Origin of the sequence: Nesterenkonia alba DSM 19423 (assembly GCF_000421745.1) — a bacterium.
Classification (GTDB): domain Bacteria; phylum Actinomycetota; class Actinomycetes; order Actinomycetales; family Micrococcaceae; genus Nesterenkonia; species Nesterenkonia alba.
The window spans coordinates 34,301-48,956 of sequence record NZ_ATXP01000016.1 but is presented as its reverse complement, the minus strand read 5'-3'; the positions used below and the strand labels follow the sequence as shown (position 1 = coordinate 48,956).

Sequence of the window (14,656 nt, the reverse complement as noted above, 5' to 3'; positions counted from 1 at the left end):
CGCTGTGACAACGGTCCGGAGCTGATCAGCCAGGCCCTCGCCGACTGGGCCGGGCAGAAGGTCGGACTGCACTACATCCCGCCGGGGGCACCATGGCGTAACGGCTATGTGGAGTCCTTCAACAGCAGGATCCGGGATGAGTGCTTGAACATCAACAGCTTCTACTCCCTGCTCCACGCGAGGGTCGTGATCAGCGACTGGAAGTATGACTACAATCACCACCGGCGGCACTCCTCACTGGGCTACCAACCCCCAGCGGCCTACGCCGCAGCCTGCCGCCACACAAGAGAAGATCAACCCCCGCAGCTCACATAAGAACTGGACCTAACACCGGGGGCATTCCACGAACAGTCGCGGGTTCCGGGCACGGTACTTGGCGAGCAGCGCCTCGAACTCATCCCGGCGCGCCTCAATGAGCTCTCGCAGTGCGAGAGTCTCAGCGGTGGCGGGGTGGTCCGTCATGCTTTCAGGATACGTCGCAGCACTGCTGGGGTCACCAGGTCATCCATCCCTGGGTGCCGGGTTCTTTCTCTGAGGCTTTCTCGTAGTCGCGCTGCTTGATAGCCATGCGCGCGAGGCGACGGCGAACACGGGTGAGGCGCTTACGGTTCTTGGAGCTCTCTTTCGACATCCACCGATACGGGGATTGCTTCTCCGTGTGAGCCATAGGCTCCAGGATAACGACTTCGCTTGACAGAGTTTCAGAACAAGATTGCCACGTGAATGGGGTAGACCCTTCATGCAGGTGCCTGATGTGTGTGTGGGGGGGCGGTTATGCGGCCTCGCGGAAGGCATCAGCAGCAACTCTGATTCCGAGGAGTCCCAGTATTGCTCCGGTGGCGGCGTCGAGGGTGCGACGGATGGTGCGACGTTGCCACCACATGGCTGCTCGATCCACCAATATCGCGATGAGGATCAGAGGCACGGTGCCCAGCACGGGCAGTGTCATCGTCAAGAGCGCCAATGCCCATAAGCTCATCTCCGGAGTCATGAACTGCGGGAAGAGCGCGAGGAAGAACATCAGCACCTGAGGGTTGGTGATGTTTGTCAGATAGCCCTGGAGGAGTCCATGTCGTTCCACAGTGCCGGAGGGAAGTGCAAGCTGTGCGTACTGACCTTTCCACGCCGAGCGCAGGGACTGGAAGGCCAACCAGATCAGATAGGCCGCTCCCATCCAGCGGATCACCTGTAGCGCGGTCTGTGACTGTGCCACGATGATCCCGAGCCCCACGGCGGCAAGCACAGCTTGGGTGGTAGCCGCCAGGAACACGCCGATTGCTGTGGCGAGCCCTCCGCGCCGTCCACCCAGCAAGGAGTTCTTCAACACCACCGCAGTATCGGCTCCGGGAGTCAGTGCCACCGCCACCGCGATGGCCACGAATCCGGGGTACAAGCTCCACTCCATGGCCTTAAGTATTCACTAGTTGGCGCCCTCCCGGCGCGACGGAGTACGGACTTTCCGGTCGATGGCGTATACGTGTGTCTAGGCAAAAAGGGTGTGCAGACAGTAAGCGGCGCCTCTGAACTCGGTCGAGTTCAGGTGTAACGTCTAGCGTTATTGTCGCGATGCGTTATATGCTAGCAGTGTGATCCGCTCCTTTGCTGACCGTGACACTGAGCTGGTGTGGCGTCGTGAGTCGGCTCGGAAGATCGACCCGAGGATTCATAAGACTGCGAACCGGAAGCTGCTGCAGATCGACGCCGCCACGACGTTGGATGCCCTCAGGGTCCCGCCGGGCAACCGCCTGGAGGCTCTCAGAGGTGACCGTGCTGGGCAGCACAGCATCCGGATCAATGACCAATGGCGTAGCTGCTTCCGCTGGACTGATGGCGGGGCAGAAGATGTGCAGATCGTGGACTACCACTAGGAGGAATGATGGCCGAGAAGCTCTACCCGCCGATCCATCCTGGTGAGGTTCTGCTGGAGGACTTCATCAACGGGTTCGGCATCACCCAGAACAAGCTGGCCGTGTCGATTGGCGTGCCTCCGCGGCGGATCAACGAGATCGTCCACGGCAAGCGCCGCATCACCGCCGACACCGCTCTGCGGCTCGGCCGCTATTTCGGAGTTGATGCCCAGTTCTGGCTGAACCTGCAGGCTCGTTATGACCTTGACGTCGCAGAGGACGAGTCCGCTGATCAGATCAAGTCCATCCAGCCGCTGCGGGCCGCATGAGTGTTGACGTAAGTGATAAAAGTCTAGCCATCGCTGCTGCGTGGGAGAGCGAGCTCCGGCTTCTGGATCCGCGGGTGCGGTCTGAACCTAGTGTCATGGGGGAGCTGCTGGCTCCCGAGTTTCATGAGATTGGGCAGTCAGGCACGCACTGGTCCCGTGACCAGATTCTGCGCGTCGTATCCGCAGAAGATGAGAGCGGCCTCACTCCGGTCTTCAGTGAGCAGCGCGCTGACGTACTAGCACCTGGGCTCGTTCTGCTGACTTACTTCTTAGAGTTTGGTGAACGCCGGAGTCGTCGATCTTCACTGTGGCGGATACGGCCGGAGAGCTCGCTCATGCTGTTCCATCAGGGGACCCCTGTTGCCTGATCAGGCCTGCGTATGCAGCTAAAAGGTTATTCGGCTTCAAAACGCGATCGAGTTCACGTTCAACGTGCGATGCGCTCAATCCAGAGACTTCAGGAGGGTTTCGAGTTTTGTCTGTAGGGCTGGAACGTCGTTGTGCGCGGTCTGGATCAGCGTTCTCGCGTCTATGGTGAAGTACTCGTGAACGATGAGGTTCCTCATTGAGATCACCACGGGCAGCTCATCCAACTCTCCGGCTGCTTCAGGCTGAAGCCTTTGGAAAGCGTTGAGGGCCTCTCCATGAGCGATCCGTGGAAAATCAGCTGATATGCCGACACGCTTCGATGGCATCGTAGAGGGGTAGGAGGCAAGCTGGCGTGAGATGAGCCGGCCATCTGCGGTCTGCTGGTTTGTAGACTGAGACGTCATGGGAAGGCGGCGTGCACAGCGAGCTGAGAACCCGCAGCTGAAAGTGTGGAAACAGCAGACCAGCCGCGGTGCCGAGGGTGACCTCGCCCTGGCCCTGGACTTGCTCGCCGGAACTAGAACCGGTCACACCCCGCCCATGCTGCGGATCTACCGCCCACAACCCACCGTCGCCTTCGGTCAGCGCGACACCAAACTCCCCGGCTTCAATCAGGCCGCCGGAGCCTGCCGCCGCCTCGGATTCACCCCCGTGGTACGCCGCGCCGGAGGACGGGCCGCCGCCTACCACCCCGGATCCCTGGTCATTGACCACATCGAACCAGACACCGACCCCATCCGGGAGTCTCTGGCACGATTCTCCGCCTTCGGTGAGCTCTACACCGAGGCGCTGCGCCATGCAGGTATCGACGCCGAACTCGGTCCCGTGCCCTACGAGTATTGTTACGGCGAACACTCCGTCCACGGTGTTGCCCCCGGCGAACCGGACGTCCGCATCAAACTCGTCGGCACCGCTCAGCGCCAGATCGCCACCGGGTGGCTGTTCTCCACGTCCATCGTGGTCACCGATGGTGCTCCCATTCGGCGGGTCCTCACCGAGGCCTACTCCGCGATGGGGCTGGAATGGGATCCGCTCAGCGCCGGTGCTGCCGACGATCTCATCCCAGGGGTGAGCGTCGACGACGTCGAACACGCCATCCTTCAGACCTACAGCCGGTACTGGGAACTGGCTACCTACGACGTCGGCTCCTGAGCCTCACCACGAGCTCAAGACACCACCGCTCGGGTCCGGTCAACGACTCCGGACCCGAGCGAGTAGTGCGCCTCGCCTGTGTGTTGGCTACTCAGCGTTCTTGATGGCTTCCTCCACATTGGGTTTCTCAGCACCAATGGTGGTGGAGGGCCCGTGGCCGGTATTAACCGTGGTGTCATCCGGCAGCGCGAACAGCTTGGTCTTAATCGAATCCACGATCGTGTCAAAGCTGCTATAGGACCGGCCGGTGGCCCCCGGACCGCCGTTGAACAGCGTGTCCCCGGAGAAGACCACACCGCCGTCGAGATCCTTGACGTAGTAACAGGTGGAACCGGGGGAGTGGCCAGGAGTGTGGATCGCCTGCAGAGTGGTACCAGCCACGGTGAAGGTATCGCCGTCGCCGATCTTCACATCCGGTTCCGTCCCCGGGTAGACCTGCTCCCACAGGGGCTTGTCCTCCCAGTTGAGGTGGATTGACCCGCCAATGCGGGACTGCACCTCCTTCACCTGCCCGATGTGGTCATCGTGGGCGTGCGTCAGCAGGATCGCCACCACCTTCCGCCCGGCGACCTTCTTCTCAACAGCCTCAGCGTCATGGGCGGGGTCGATGACGATGACCTCCTGGTCATCCCCAACGATCCAGACGTTGTTGTCCACCTCCCAGGTGCCCCCATCCAGGGAGAACGTCCCGGAGGTTTCCAGATGCTCAATACGTGCGCTCATCATCGATCTCCTTAACCAACCTGTGTCTACCGGGTTCTGCGTTATCTGGCGCTGTCTGGCCTCAGGCAGCGATCTCCACCACCGACCGCAGGACCTCCCCGCGGTTCATCGTGTCGAATGCCTCCTGCACGTCCTGCAGTTTCACCCGTTCGGTGACGAAAGCGTTCAGATCCAGTTTGCCCTGCTGATAGAGGTCCACCAGCATCGGGAAATCGCGGCTGGGCAGGCAGTCGCCGTACCAGGAGGATTTCAAGGCCCCGCCTCGGCTGAAGATGTCCTGCAGCGGGATCTCCAAGGTCTGGGTGGGATCGGGAACGCCGACCAGTACAACGCGTCCGGCCAGGTCCCGGGCGTAGAAGGCCTGCTTGTAGGTGGCGGGGATGCCCACAGCATCGATGACGACGTCGGCACCAAACCCTCCGGTCAGTTCCCGGATCGCGTCCACGGGGTCAGTCTCCTTGGAGTTGACCGTGTGGGTGGCGCCCAGCTGACGGGCCTTTTCCAGCTTCCGGTTCTCGATATCGACTGCGATGATCGTGGTGGCCCCGGCCAGTTTGGCTCCGGCAATCGCAGCGGTGCCTACGCCACCGGTTCCGATCACGGCCACGGACTCCCCGCGCTTGACCTCCCCGGTGTTGATGGCGGCACCGATGCCGGCCATGATCCCGCATCCGAGCAGCCCAACTGCGGCATTGGATGAGTCGTCGACATCGTCGATGACAGTGCACTGCCCGGAGTGGACCAGCGTCTTCTCAGCGAAAGCGCCGATGCCCAGGGCAGCCTCCAGCTCCGTGCCGTCTTCTAAGGTCATTTTCTGTGCTGCGTTGTGGGTATCGAAGCAGTACTTCAATTCCCCTTTGCGACAGGCGCGGCACTCACCGCACACTGCCCGCCAGTTGAGGATCACTTTGTCACCAACGGAGACATTGGTCACTGACTCACCAACTTCGCTGACCCGCCCGGTGGCCTCATGTCCCAGAAGGTAGGGGAAGTTATCTCCCACTTCGCCCTGCTGGAAGTGCTGGTCCGTTTGGCAGACCCCGCAGGTCAGAATATCGACGACGACCTCATCGGGTCCGGGGTCTGGGATGACGATCTTCTCCACGGTGGCGGGAGCGTTCTTCTCGAGGACAACCACAGCATTGACTGTCTGAGGCATGGTGATCTCCTTGGATCGGGAATCGGACGACCACTGCCATTCAATCACCGGGAAGGGGGCCTCCGGGAGTGCTCCGCTGTGAGAGAAATCACTACCACATCAGACGGTGAACGCGTAGGAGAAGTTCAACAAGATCGAGGCGGTAATCCCTAGGAAAATCAGCACCAGCACGACCCACCACCACGTGGTGACCAGCTCTTTGGCGCTCGACGACGACGGCAACGTCCCTGTGGTGAAATTCCGTGCCGTGGTCACCACAAAGAACGGAATGACGGCTGCCCACACGATCATGCAGTAGGGGCACAACACGCCAATCGAATAGACCGCTGAGTACCACAGCCAGACGCAGAACCCGAAGGCAAAGGTCGCCGCAGCCTGAAGCCCCAGGTAGTACCACCGCGGCAGGCCCACCCCGCTGAGCACGGTGACCGCCACGGCGACCAGGACCGGGAAAGCGACCACACCAATGAAAATGTTTGGAAACCCAAAGCTAGAGGCCTGCCAGGACTCCATGACCTGGCCGCAGGAGACCCACGGGTTCACATCGCAGGCAGTGATGTGGTCCGGGTTCTCCCAGAGCTGGACCCGTTCATAGAGCAAGAGGAAACTGGCAACTGTCCCGATCAGCCCCGTGGCCAGCAGCCACCAGCCGAAAGGGCGCTGCCGAGCAAAGTGTGGGACACGCCCGGGCGTTACAGGCTCTTCGACGGAGGTTTCCTCGGCGGCCTCCGGGCTGAGATCCCGCCCGGCAGTGGGTGCGCTCATATCCTCCATGGTACGCCGTGACAGACCCCACGCTGATGCGGGCGCATCGGAATCTCACCCACCCTGTGCGATACTGGCCCTACGAGCAGGCAGACCACACCTGTCAGCTCGGAAGGCTTTTGACACGTACGAGGCTGGCACCCGTCGTGGACACCGCCTAAGACAGGCCTGGCGTCCGCACGGCACCCAAGTTGCCGCCGCTGAAGTCAGACGAGTCATCGCCGTCGCGGTCTCCGCGCAGAGCGCGCATCAGATAGTGGATGCAGCGCCCGGGGCACGACGACGAGCGTGAGACGAACTTCACAGGACGAGGCCGTCGGACCGCCGGGTGTGGCAGCGGACCCCGATGGCGGGAGCACACGACAACATTTATGACTGAGACGAACACCCCGAAGACGGGGCAGTCCACCGAATCCGAATCCGCCGCCGCAACGAACGAGCCCGAAGAGATCTTCTCGCCGTTCCAGGAGCCGGCCATCACCGCGCCGGCGAGTACCGCGCCGAGTAGTGAGCCGAGTAGTGAATCGGAGTCCGCGCCTGAGCGGCCGGCGGTCGAAGACCCGGTTGAGGTGATGTTTCAGGCCCCCGATCTCTCGGCAGTCACGCCGGTGCCCTCTCAGCAGAGCTCCGAGGCCGATGATGACGACGATGAGGCCGAGCGTGGCTCCTCCGATCACAACCGACAGGGTCAGAACGAGGGCGGCAAGAAGAACCGCCGGAAGCGCCGCCGCGGTGGTCGCAACCGCAATAAGCAGGATGACGCCCGCGGCGAGGACAACACCCAGGGCCCCCAGACGGGGGAGGACTCGGCCACAGGTTCCGCAGAGACCACCTCCGGCGATTCTGCACCGGAGGCCCAGAAGGACAAGGAAGCCGACGACGACGCCGGCTCGGGCACACAGCGCAGCTCCAGCAAAGCCTCCGGCCCCATCAGTGGTTCCACCGATGACGACACTCCCGTGATCCGGAAGAAACGGCGTCGTCGTCGTGGCAGTGCCGATATGGAGATCGAGGAGGAATCCGAGGACGGCCACACAGTCACCCGGATTCGTTCCGGGCGTGAGGCCGGGGAGAACGCCCCGGAGAAGGTCACCAGCCTCAAAGGCTCTACCCGCTTGGAGGCCAAGCGGCAGCGCCGCCGGGCCACACGGCACTCCTCCCGCCGCGGCATCATCACCGAAGCCGAGTTCCTGGCCCGCCGCGAGTCGGTGGACCGGAAGATGATCGTCCGCCAGCGGGGTGAACGCATTCAGATCGGCGTGCTGGAGGACAACGTCCTGGCCGAGCACTACGTCTCCCACACCACGGCTGACTCTCTGATCGGCAATGTCTACCTGGGCAAGGTCCAGAACGTATTGCCTTCGATGGAGGCGGCCTTCGTCGATATTGGGCGCGGGCGGAACGCCGTGCTCTACGCCGGTGAGGTCGACTGGGATGCCGCCAATATCGGCAATGCTCCCCGGAAGATCGAAAATGCCCTGAAGTCCGGGGACTCCGTCCTGGTTCAGGTCACCAAGGACCCCGTGGGCCACAAAGGGGCGCGGCTGACCAGCCAGGTCTCCCTGCCTGGGCGGTATCTGGTCTTTGTCCCGGGCGGCTCGATGACGGGTATCTCCCGGAAACTTCCGGACACGGAACGGGCCCGGCTGAAGAAGATCCTCAAGGAGAACATGCCGGAGAACACCGGTGTGATCGTGCGCACGGCGGCTGAAGGTGCCTCCGAAGAGGAACTGACCAACGACATCAACCGGCTGCGCGCCCTCTGGGAGTCCATCCAGTCCCAGGCACAGGACAAGAAAGTCCTCCCCCCGGAGTTGCTCTACGCGGAGCCGGATTTGACCATCAAAGTGGTCCGCGATGTGTTCAACGAGGACTTCTCCGCCATGGAAATCCAGGGCGAGGAGACCTACGACAACGTCGAGGCTTATGTCACCTACGTGGCCCCGCATCTGCTGGACCGTTTGAAAAAGTGGGACCCCGCCGAGCACGAGGGCACCGATATCTTCGCCGAGCACCGCATCGATGAGCAGCTGAACAAGGCGCTGGGTCGCAAAGTACACCTGCCCTCTGGTGGTTCGCTGATCTTCGACCGCACCGAAGCGATGACGGTGGTTGATGTCAACACCGGTAAATTCACCGGCTCCGGGGGCAACCTGGAAGAGACCGTCACCAAGAACAACCTCGAGGCCGCTGAAGAGATCGTCCGTCAGCTGCGGCTGCGGGACATCGGCGGGATCATCGTCATCGACTTCATCGACATGGTGCTCGAATCCAACCGAGACCTGGTGCTGCGTCGCATGGTCGAATGCCTCGGCCGGGACCGCACGAAACATCAGGTGGCTGAGGTGACCTCTCTGGGTCTGGTGCAGATGACCCGCAAACGCATGGGCACTGGCCTCATCGAGGTCTTCTCCAGTGAGTGTGAGCACTGTGCCGGCCGTGGCATCATCACCCACGAGGAGCCTGTCGAAAATCGGCCCAGCTACACCGCCGACGGGGAACTGCGCAGCGCGAAGAACTCCAAGAAACGCCGCAAGAAGGGCAAGAAGAACGGCGACTCCGGTCGGGACCAGGACCCGAAGGAACTGAAGAAGCTGGAAAAGGCCCGGCAGGGACTGGCTCAGGTGGCTGCAGCCACCAACGGCTCGGCCGGTGGCTCCGCGGACCAGTCCTCGGCGGATGCCGCTCAGCAGGGGACCGCAGAGAAGCAACACTCCGGGCAGACATCGGAGGCTTCACGCTCCGACGACGCCGGCTCCGGTTCCTCTTCCACGACGCGCACCTCCACCGGCGGGCAGGAATCCGGAGGTCCCGGTGGGGATCATCACCACACCGAGGACAAAGCGGTACTGACCATCGGTGGGGAAACGGTGGAGGTGCCCAAGAAGACCGGCCAGTCGGCGGAGAAATCCCCAGCAGCTGACCCGGCTTCGGCGCTCTCATCTCTTGATGAAGCGTTGGCCTCCCGCAGCCAGCAGCCGGCACGGCGTAGCCCGCGTCGGCGCCGCCGTGCCGCCGGCTCGGCTCAAGGGGCCTCCGGCGAGGTCCACCAGGTTGAACCGGAGGTCTCCGGTACCCAGGCGCGGTTCTCCGCCACGGCGAGTACCCCGGATACCGCTTCGGAGCAGAAGAACGACGACGCCACCGCACCGGTGATGCTCGGCGTCGGCGTCAGTGCCGAGGAGATCGCCAAGAAGAACTGACCCTGCCAGTTGCCCGCAGCCTGGGCACTGGGGTACGATGGACTGCTGGTGCTGTGAGCACCCTACAGTCTTTTTGAGCGGCTGCGGCCGCATAACGTCCGAGCACGATCTACTGAGAGAAGTGAGTCCCGTGGTGTACGCGATTGTCCGCGCAGGCGGCCGCCAGGAGAAGGTCTCCGTGGGAGACCACGTAACCCTTGACCGCGTCGAGGCTGAGGCCGGCAGCACCATCGAGCTGCCCGCTGTCATGCTGGTGGACGGGGACAAGGTCACCACCTCCGCCGACGACCTGTCCGGTGTGAAGGTTACTGCCGAGGTGCAGGAGAACCTGCGCGGCAAGAAGATCCGGATCCACAAGTTCAAGAACAAGACCGGCTACCACAAGCGCCAGGGTCACCGCAGCGAGTTGACCCGCGTGAAGGTCACCGACATCGCCGCCTGAGCCGGCGCAGCTAAGAACCAAGAGAGGCTAGGTACTTCCGATGGCACACAAGAAGGGTGCGAGCTCTACTCGCAACGGCCGCGACTCCAACGCCCAGCGCCTGGGCGTGAAGCGTTTCGGCGGCCAGACCGTCAACGCTGGTGAGATCCTCATCCGGCAGCGCGGCACCAAGTTCCACCCCGGCGCCAATGTCGGCCGCGGTGGCGATGACACGCTCTTCGCGCTCTCCGACGGTGCTGTGGAGTTCGGCAACAAGCGTGGCCGCAAGGTCGTTAACGTCGTTCCAGCAGCTGGCTGAGCCAGCGGAGCGTCTTCTCTCATTAAGCCCCGCGGCTGAATGCTGCGGGGCTTTTGAGTACCCGGACGCGGTTTAATCTGAGAGATCACCCTAAGGAGACCAGCCCATGGCGCACTTCGTTGACCGAGTCGTGCTGCACGCTGCCGGCGGAAACGGTGGCCACGGCTGTGTCTCCGTGCACCGAGAGAAGTTCAAACCCCTCGGTGGGCCCGATGGTGGTGACGGTGGTGATGGTGGCCACGTTGACCTCGTCGTCGACCCCAACACCACCACGCTGCTGGATTACCACCACCGACCTCACCGCCGGGCCGGCAACGGGGGAGTCGGCGAAGGCGGACTGCGTCACGGACACAAGGGAGAAAGCCTAGAACTGCCCGTACCCGATGGCACCGTGGTCAAAGACCGCCACGGCAAGGTGCTCGCCGATCTCGTCGGCACCGGGGCGCGGGTGCGCATCGCCGAAGGAGGCCAGGGCGGGCTCGGTAACGCCCGCCTGGCCTCCAAGAAACGCAAAGCCCCCGGGTTTGCCCTGCTCGGCACCCCCGGCGAAGAGCGCGAGGTCATCCTCGAACTGAAATCCGTGGCCGATATCGCCCTGGTTGGGTTCCCCTCGGCGGGTAAATCCAGTCTCATCGCCGCACTGTCAGCCGCCCGACCCAAGATCGCCGAATACCCCTTCACCACACTGGTGCCGAACCTCGGCGTCGTCGAAGCAGGTGAGACTCGCTTCACCGTGGCCGATGTGCCCGGGCTCATTCCCGGGGCAGCCTCCGGCAAGGGACTGGGACATGAATTCCTCCGACACGTGGAACGCTGTGCAGCCCTAGTGCATGTGCTCGACTGCGGGACCCTGGAAACCGACCGGGACCCGATCAGCGACTTGGAAGCCATCGAAGCCGAGTTGGCCGCCTACGTTCCCGACGCCGTGACCTCAGCCCAGAACGAATCCGCCACCGCGGTTCCGCTGACGCAACGGCCCCGGCTGATCGCACTGAACAAGACCGACCTGCCTGACGGTCAGGACATGGCCCAGCTGGTGCGCAGCCAACTCGAAGAGCGCGGTGACCGAGTCTTCGAGATCTCCGCGGTCTCCCGCAAGGGGTTGCGCGAACTCAGCTTCGCCATGGCCGAACTCGTCGAAGCGGCCCGGGCCGCGCAGCCCACTGAGCGGGCCCCCGTCCCGGTGACGCTGCGCCCCGCACCGGTCGACGAGAAGGGCTTTACCATCACCCGGGAGGAGAAGTCCGGCGAACCACTCTGGCGGGTTCGTGGTGCCAAACCAGAACGCTGGATCCAGCAGACCGACTTCAGCAACGATGAGGCTGTTGGCTACCTCGCGGACCGGCTGCAGGCTATTGGCATCGAAGACGAACTCTTCCGGCAGGGTGCCACCCCTGGCGACTCAGTGGTCATCGGCGCCGAGGACAATGGGGTGGTCTTCGAATGGGAGCCCACGATGGCCCCGGGGGCAGAGCACCTGGCCGGCCCCCGCGGAACTGATGTCCGCTTTCAGGACACCCACCGGCCCACCCGCGCGGAGAAGAAACGTGAACAAGCCGAACGCCGGGCCGCCAAGGCTGCCACCCGCGCTGAGATGGAGGAGCTCTACTCCGCAGAAGACTCCGCCGATGTCGACGTCGTCTACGTCCACGGCAACCCCGAAGACGACCAGGACCCCCAGGAGAGCCACCGGTGAGCACTGCCGCTGCGGCGAAAGTCTCACCGGTGCGGTCGGCAGCCGACCTGCTTTCCGCCCGCCGGGTCGTCGTGAAGATCGGATCCTCCTCTCTGACAACCCTCACCGGTGGGGTCAGCGTGCCGATGCTTCGATACCTCGTCGACGCCAGCCAGCAGTTACGCGCCCGCGGCACCGAGGTGGTGGTCGTCTCATCCGGGGCGATCGCCGCCGGGCTTGCCCCACTGGGTATGGTCTCCCGCCCCAGCGACTTAGCGGCCCAGCAGGCTGCAGCCGCTGTGGGGCAGGGGGTGCTCCTGGCCCACTACCGCGAGGCCTATGCCGCCCACGGGGTCACCGTGGGGCAGGTGCTGCTCACCGTGGAGGACCTCATCCGCCGCTCCAGTTACACCAATGCGCTGCGTTCGCTGGAGAAGCTGCTGGCCCTGGGGACGGTGCCGATCATCAATGAAAACGACGCTGTGGCTACCTCAGAGATCCGGTTCGGCGACAACGACCGGCTCGCTGCCCTGACGGCCAACCTCATTCACGCTGATGCGCTCATCCTGCTCAGCGATGTCGACGCGCTCTACGACGGCCCGCCAGCTGAGGGCGGCCGTCCGGTCTCCCGGATCGCCGGAGAAGAAGACCTTGCCGGGGTGACTCTGGGTCCGCGGGGACGGGCCGGCATCGGCACGGGGGGCATGGTCACCAAAGTCGAGGCGGCGCGTATTGTCACCGCTAACGGAACACCGGCGCTGCTGACATCCGCGGACAACGCGCCACGGCTCTTCGCCGGAGAAGAGGTTGGGACGTTCTTCGAATCCCGGGGTCGCAGACGCGGAGCCCGGACCGTGTGGTTGGCCCATCTGGCTGCTGCCAAAGGACGGCTGGTCCTTGACGATGGGGCAGTCGCTGCAGTCATCGAGGGGCGCCGGTCCCTGCTACCAGCCGGAATCACCGCGGTCAGTGGGGACTTCGAAGCCGGCGACGTCGTCGAACTCACCGACCTCCAGGGCACCGTCCGTGCCCGGGGACTCAGTAACTTCTCCGCCACGGAGTTACCCCATATGCTTGGCCGATCCACCGCGGAGTTGGCGTCGCAGTTCGGGCCTGACTACGAACGCGCCGTCGTCCATACTGATGACATGGCCCGACTCGACAGGAGGACGACGACGTGAGCGAGACCACCACCGCCATCGCTGAGACCAGCCGCCGCGCCCGGGAAGCGTCCCGGCACCTGGTGCGTCTGGACCGTTCGCATAAGGACCGCACCCTGGCCGCCATTGCCGCGGGACTGCGGGAGTCGGCGACCTCTTTACTGAAGGCCAATGCCGAGGACCTCGAAGCCGGGCGGCAGAACGGGCTCACGAAGGCCCTGCTGGACCGGCTGGCGTTGACTGAAGAGCGCGTGGAAAAGCTGGCGGCCTCCGTGGAGGAGATCATCGGACTTGAGGATCCCATTGGGCGGGTCATTGCCGGACGCACGATGGCCAACGGGGTGCGGCTGAGCCAGGTGACGGTGCCCCTGGGCGTGGTGGGTGTCATCTATGAGGCCCGACCCAATGTGACCGTCGATATCGCCGCACTGTGCTTGAAATCCGGAAACGCTTGCATCTTGCGCGGCGGGTCCGCAGCATCGAAGACGAATGAGACCCTGCTGAGCATTATTCGCGAAGCCCTGCGGTCAACCTCCGCGCCCGTGGAAGCAGTACAGTCCATCGACCCCTACGGTCGTGAAGGCGCTGATGAGCTGATGAGCACCCGCGGCAGTGTGGACGTGCTCATCCCGCGCGGGGGCCGTGAGCTCATCCAGCGTGTGGTGACCCATGCCAAAGTCCCGGTCATTGAGACCGGGGAGGGCAATGTGCACATTTACCTCGATGCCAGTGCGGATCCGGAGATCGCCCGGGATGTGGTGCTCAACGCCAAAACCTCTCGTCCCAGTGTGTGTAATGCTGCCGAGACCCTGCTCATCCACGCTGAAGCCGCGGAGGCGGCCGAGGAGACGCTGCGCACTTTGCACCGCGCCGGCGTCGGGCTCCATGTGGATCCGCGGGCGCGGGATTGGCTGCCGCTGGAATCCCCAGACACCGCTGGTGAGATCACTGAGGTCACGAATGAAGATTTCGCCACCGAGTATCTGGACCTCGAACTCGCCGTGGGGGTGGTGGACTCCCTCGATGAGGCGATCGCACACATCCGCCGGCACAGCACCGGGCACACTGAGGCCATTGTCACCGACTCGGTGGTAAGCGCTGAGCGGTTCGTTGCCGAAGTGGACTCTGCCGCCGTCGTCGTCAACGCCTCGACCCGATTCACCGATGGGGGAGAGTTCGGGTTGGGGGCCGAGGTAGGGATTTCCACCCAGAAAATGCACGCGCGTGGACCGATGGGTGCCGGAGAGCTGACGACCACAAAATGGGTGCTGCGCGGCGAAGGTCAGATCCGCCTGTAGACTGGCGGGCAGAATTCTTCACGACGTCGTAAGGGAGAGGCATGAACCTGCCGGTCTTCGCACAGCTTGTCGCCGACCAGTACAACGGCTACGAACTCTTTATGCCCGCCGAATGGTTCGGCATCATCATGTTCGTGGTGCTCATGGCCTCGCTACTGGTTACCCTGGCCTTCTCGAACAAGAACCGCTCCCCTCAAGCCTCGCCGGACTCCGAGCAGGGCGCGGCACACCACTGA

General features: G+C 63.5%; 19 protein-coding genes. 12 read left to right on the top strand and 7 right to left on the bottom strand.

The genetic code is table 11. The features are described 5' to 3' along the window. Window positions 1–315 (top strand): IS3 family transposase (locus H578_RS0110710; protein WP_022872908.1); only part of this gene is annotated, 315 nt, incomplete at its 5' end. A 9-nt stretch (window positions 316–324) separates the two neighbouring features. Here H578_RS0110710 and H578_RS16500 read toward each other — a convergent pair. The 3 genes from H578_RS16500 to H578_RS0110695 form a co-directional block, all read right to left on the bottom strand. Beyond that, complete coding sequence (locus H578_RS16500) at window positions 325–462, bottom strand: hypothetical protein (RefSeq protein ID WP_022873676.1); 138 nt, start codon at window positions 460–462, stop codon at window positions 325–327. 31 nt (window positions 463–493) lie between these two features. After that, on the bottom strand, window positions 494–667 hold the full coding sequence (locus tag H578_RS16240) for a hypothetical protein (protein ID WP_022873675.1): 174 nt from the start codon (window positions 665–667) through the stop codon (window positions 494–496). 105 nt (window positions 668–772) lie between these two features. Beyond that, the gene (locus H578_RS0110695) at window positions 773–1,405 is read right to left on the bottom strand and encodes a LysE family translocator (protein WP_022873674.1); all 633 of its coding nucleotides are present in this window, start codon (window positions 1,403–1,405) and stop codon (window positions 773–775) included. Between the two features lie 181 nt (window positions 1,406–1,586). Between H578_RS0110695 and H578_RS0110690 the strand changes: the two genes are divergently transcribed. From H578_RS0110690 to H578_RS16770, 3 genes are read left to right on the top strand one after another with little or no spacing between them, the layout of a single operon-like run. Next, window positions 1,587–1,868 (top strand): type II toxin-antitoxin system RelE/ParE family toxin, encoded by a 282-nt coding sequence (locus H578_RS0110690; RefSeq protein WP_022873673.1) that lies wholly within the window; start codon window positions 1,587–1,589, stop codon window positions 1,866–1,868. An 8-nt stretch (window positions 1,869–1,876) separates the two neighbouring features. Then, on the top strand, window positions 1,877–2,176 hold the full coding sequence (locus H578_RS0110685) for a HigA family addiction module antitoxin (protein ID WP_022873672.1): 300 nt from the start codon (window positions 1,877–1,879) through the stop codon (window positions 2,174–2,176). After that, a complete protein-coding gene (locus H578_RS16770) occupies window positions 2,173–2,544 on the top strand; it encodes a DUF4440 domain-containing protein (protein ID WP_022873671.1) in 372 nt (123 codons plus the stop codon). The genes H578_RS0110685 and H578_RS16770 overlap by 4 nt, the downstream gene beginning before the upstream one ends. A gap of 75 nt (window positions 2,545–2,619) precedes the next feature. Here H578_RS16770 and H578_RS14860 read toward each other — a convergent pair whose 3' ends face one another. Further along, window positions 2,620–2,871 (bottom strand): HepT-like ribonuclease domain-containing protein, encoded by a 252-nt coding sequence (locus H578_RS14860; protein ID WP_169558523.1) that lies wholly within the window; start codon window positions 2,869–2,871, stop codon window positions 2,620–2,622. A 76-nt stretch (window positions 2,872–2,947) separates the two neighbouring features. Between H578_RS14860 and H578_RS0110670 the strand changes: the two genes are divergently transcribed. Next, window positions 2,948–3,697 (top strand): lipoate--protein ligase family protein, encoded by a 750-nt coding sequence (locus tag H578_RS0110670; RefSeq protein WP_022873669.1) that lies wholly within the window; start codon window positions 2,948–2,950, stop codon window positions 3,695–3,697. Window positions 3,698–3,784: 87 nt separating this feature from the next. Here H578_RS0110670 and H578_RS0110665 read toward each other — a convergent pair whose 3' ends face one another. The 3 genes from H578_RS0110665 to H578_RS0110655 all read right to left on the bottom strand — a co-directional run bounded on the left by H578_RS0110665 (window position 3,785) and on the right by H578_RS0110655 (window position 6,344). After that, window positions 3,785–4,420 carry an MBL fold metallo-hydrolase gene (locus tag H578_RS0110665; protein ID WP_028464177.1) on the bottom strand — a complete coding sequence of 212 codons (636 nt, stop codon included), beginning with the start codon at window positions 4,418–4,420 and terminating at the stop codon, window positions 3,785–3,787. Window positions 4,421–4,481: 61 nt separating this feature from the next. Further along, the gene (locus H578_RS0110660; protein WP_022873667.1) at window positions 4,482–5,579 is read right to left on the bottom strand and encodes an S-(hydroxymethyl)mycothiol dehydrogenase; all 1,098 of its coding nucleotides are present in this window, start codon (window positions 5,577–5,579) and stop codon (window positions 4,482–4,484) included. Between the two features lie 99 nt (window positions 5,580–5,678). Further along, window positions 5,679–6,344, bottom strand: a complete 666-nt coding sequence (locus tag H578_RS0110655; protein ID WP_022873666.1) for a vitamin K epoxide reductase family protein — start codon at window positions 6,342–6,344, stop codon at window positions 5,679–5,681. Window positions 6,345–6,715: 371 nt separating this feature from the next. Here H578_RS0110655 and H578_RS16060 point away from each other — a divergent pair, with 371 nt between their 5' ends. The 7 genes from H578_RS16060 to H578_RS0110620 all read left to right on the top strand — a co-directional run bounded on the left by H578_RS16060 (window position 6,716) and on the right by H578_RS0110620 (window position 14,656). Beyond that, a complete protein-coding gene (locus tag H578_RS16060) occupies window positions 6,716–9,547 on the top strand; it encodes an Rne/Rng family ribonuclease (RefSeq protein WP_084710195.1) in 2,832 nt (943 codons plus the stop codon). Between the two features lie 130 nt (window positions 9,548–9,677). After that, window positions 9,678–9,989: a 50S ribosomal protein L21 gene (rplU, locus tag H578_RS0110645; protein ID WP_028464176.1), complete on the top strand. Its 312-nt coding sequence runs from the start codon at window positions 9,678–9,680 to the stop codon at window positions 9,987–9,989. Between the two features lie 40 nt (window positions 9,990–10,029). Then, complete coding sequence (gene rpmA / locus H578_RS0110640) at window positions 10,030–10,287, top strand: 50S ribosomal protein L27 (protein WP_022873664.1); 258 nt, start codon at window positions 10,030–10,032, stop codon at window positions 10,285–10,287. Between the two features lie 106 nt (window positions 10,288–10,393). Then, on the top strand, window positions 10,394–11,983 hold the full coding sequence (gene obgE / locus H578_RS14850; RefSeq protein ID WP_022873663.1) for a GTPase ObgE: 1,590 nt from the start codon (window positions 10,394–10,396) through the stop codon (window positions 11,981–11,983). Next, window positions 11,980–13,143 carry a glutamate 5-kinase gene (proB, locus tag H578_RS0110630; RefSeq protein ID WP_022873662.1) on the top strand — a complete coding sequence of 388 codons (1,164 nt, stop codon included), beginning with the start codon at window positions 11,980–11,982 and terminating at the stop codon, window positions 13,141–13,143. The genes obgE and proB overlap by 4 nt, the downstream gene beginning before the upstream one ends. Beyond that, window positions 13,140–14,420 carry a glutamate-5-semialdehyde dehydrogenase gene (locus H578_RS0110625; RefSeq protein WP_022873661.1) on the top strand — a complete coding sequence of 427 codons (1,281 nt, stop codon included), beginning with the start codon at window positions 13,140–13,142 and terminating at the stop codon, window positions 14,418–14,420. The genes proB and H578_RS0110625 overlap by 4 nt, the downstream gene beginning before the upstream one ends. 41 nt (window positions 14,421–14,461) lie before the next feature. Further along, window positions 14,462–14,656, top strand: coding sequence for a hypothetical protein (locus H578_RS0110620; protein ID WP_022873660.1), 195 nt, complete (start codon window positions 14,462–14,464; stop codon window positions 14,654–14,656).

What these genes read in the sequence shown, in the direction of transcription:
- H578_RS16500 (WP_022873676.1), bottom strand. Translation starts at nt 462, where the DNA reads ATGACGGACCACCCCGCCACCGCTGAGACTCTCGCACTGCGAGAGCTC.
- H578_RS16240 (WP_022873675.1), bottom strand. Translation starts at nt 667, where the DNA reads ATGGCTCACACGGAGAAGCAATCCCCGTATCGGTGGATGTCGAAAGAG.
- H578_RS0110695 (WP_022873674.1), bottom strand. Translation starts at nt 1,405, where the DNA reads ATGGAGTGGAGCTTGTACCCCGGATTCGTGGCCATCGCGGTGGCGGTG.
- H578_RS0110685 (WP_022873672.1), top strand. Translation starts at nt 1,877, where the DNA reads ATGGCCGAGAAGCTCTACCCGCCGATCCATCCTGGTGAGGTTCTGCTG.
- H578_RS16770 (WP_022873671.1), top strand. Translation starts at nt 2,173, where the DNA reads ATGAGTGTTGACGTAAGTGATAAAAGTCTAGCCATCGCTGCTGCGTGG.
- H578_RS14860 (WP_169558523.1), bottom strand. Translation starts at nt 2,871, where the DNA reads ATGCCATCGAAGCGTGTCGGCATATCAGCTGATTTTCCACGGATCGCT.
- H578_RS0110670 (WP_022873669.1), top strand. Translation starts at nt 2,948, where the DNA reads ATGGGAAGGCGGCGTGCACAGCGAGCTGAGAACCCGCAGCTGAAAGTG.
- H578_RS0110665 (WP_028464177.1), bottom strand. Translation starts at nt 4,420, where the DNA reads ATGAGCGCACGTATTGAGCATCTGGAAACCTCCGGGACGTTCTCCCTG.
- H578_RS0110660 (WP_022873667.1), bottom strand. Translation starts at nt 5,579, where the DNA reads ATGCCTCAGACAGTCAATGCTGTGGTTGTCCTCGAGAAGAACGCTCCC.
- H578_RS0110655 (WP_022873666.1), bottom strand. Translation starts at nt 6,344, where the DNA reads ATGAGCGCACCCACTGCCGGGCGGGATCTCAGCCCGGAGGCCGCCGAG.
- H578_RS16060 (WP_084710195.1), top strand. Translation starts at nt 6,716, where the DNA reads ATGACTGAGACGAACACCCCGAAGACGGGGCAGTCCACCGAATCCGAA.
- rpmA (WP_022873664.1), top strand. Translation starts at nt 10,030, where the DNA reads ATGGCACACAAGAAGGGTGCGAGCTCTACTCGCAACGGCCGCGACTCC.
- obgE (WP_022873663.1), top strand. Translation starts at nt 10,394, where the DNA reads ATGGCGCACTTCGTTGACCGAGTCGTGCTGCACGCTGCCGGCGGAAAC.
- H578_RS0110620 (WP_022873660.1), top strand. Translation starts at nt 14,462, where the DNA reads ATGAACCTGCCGGTCTTCGCACAGCTTGTCGCCGACCAGTACAACGGC.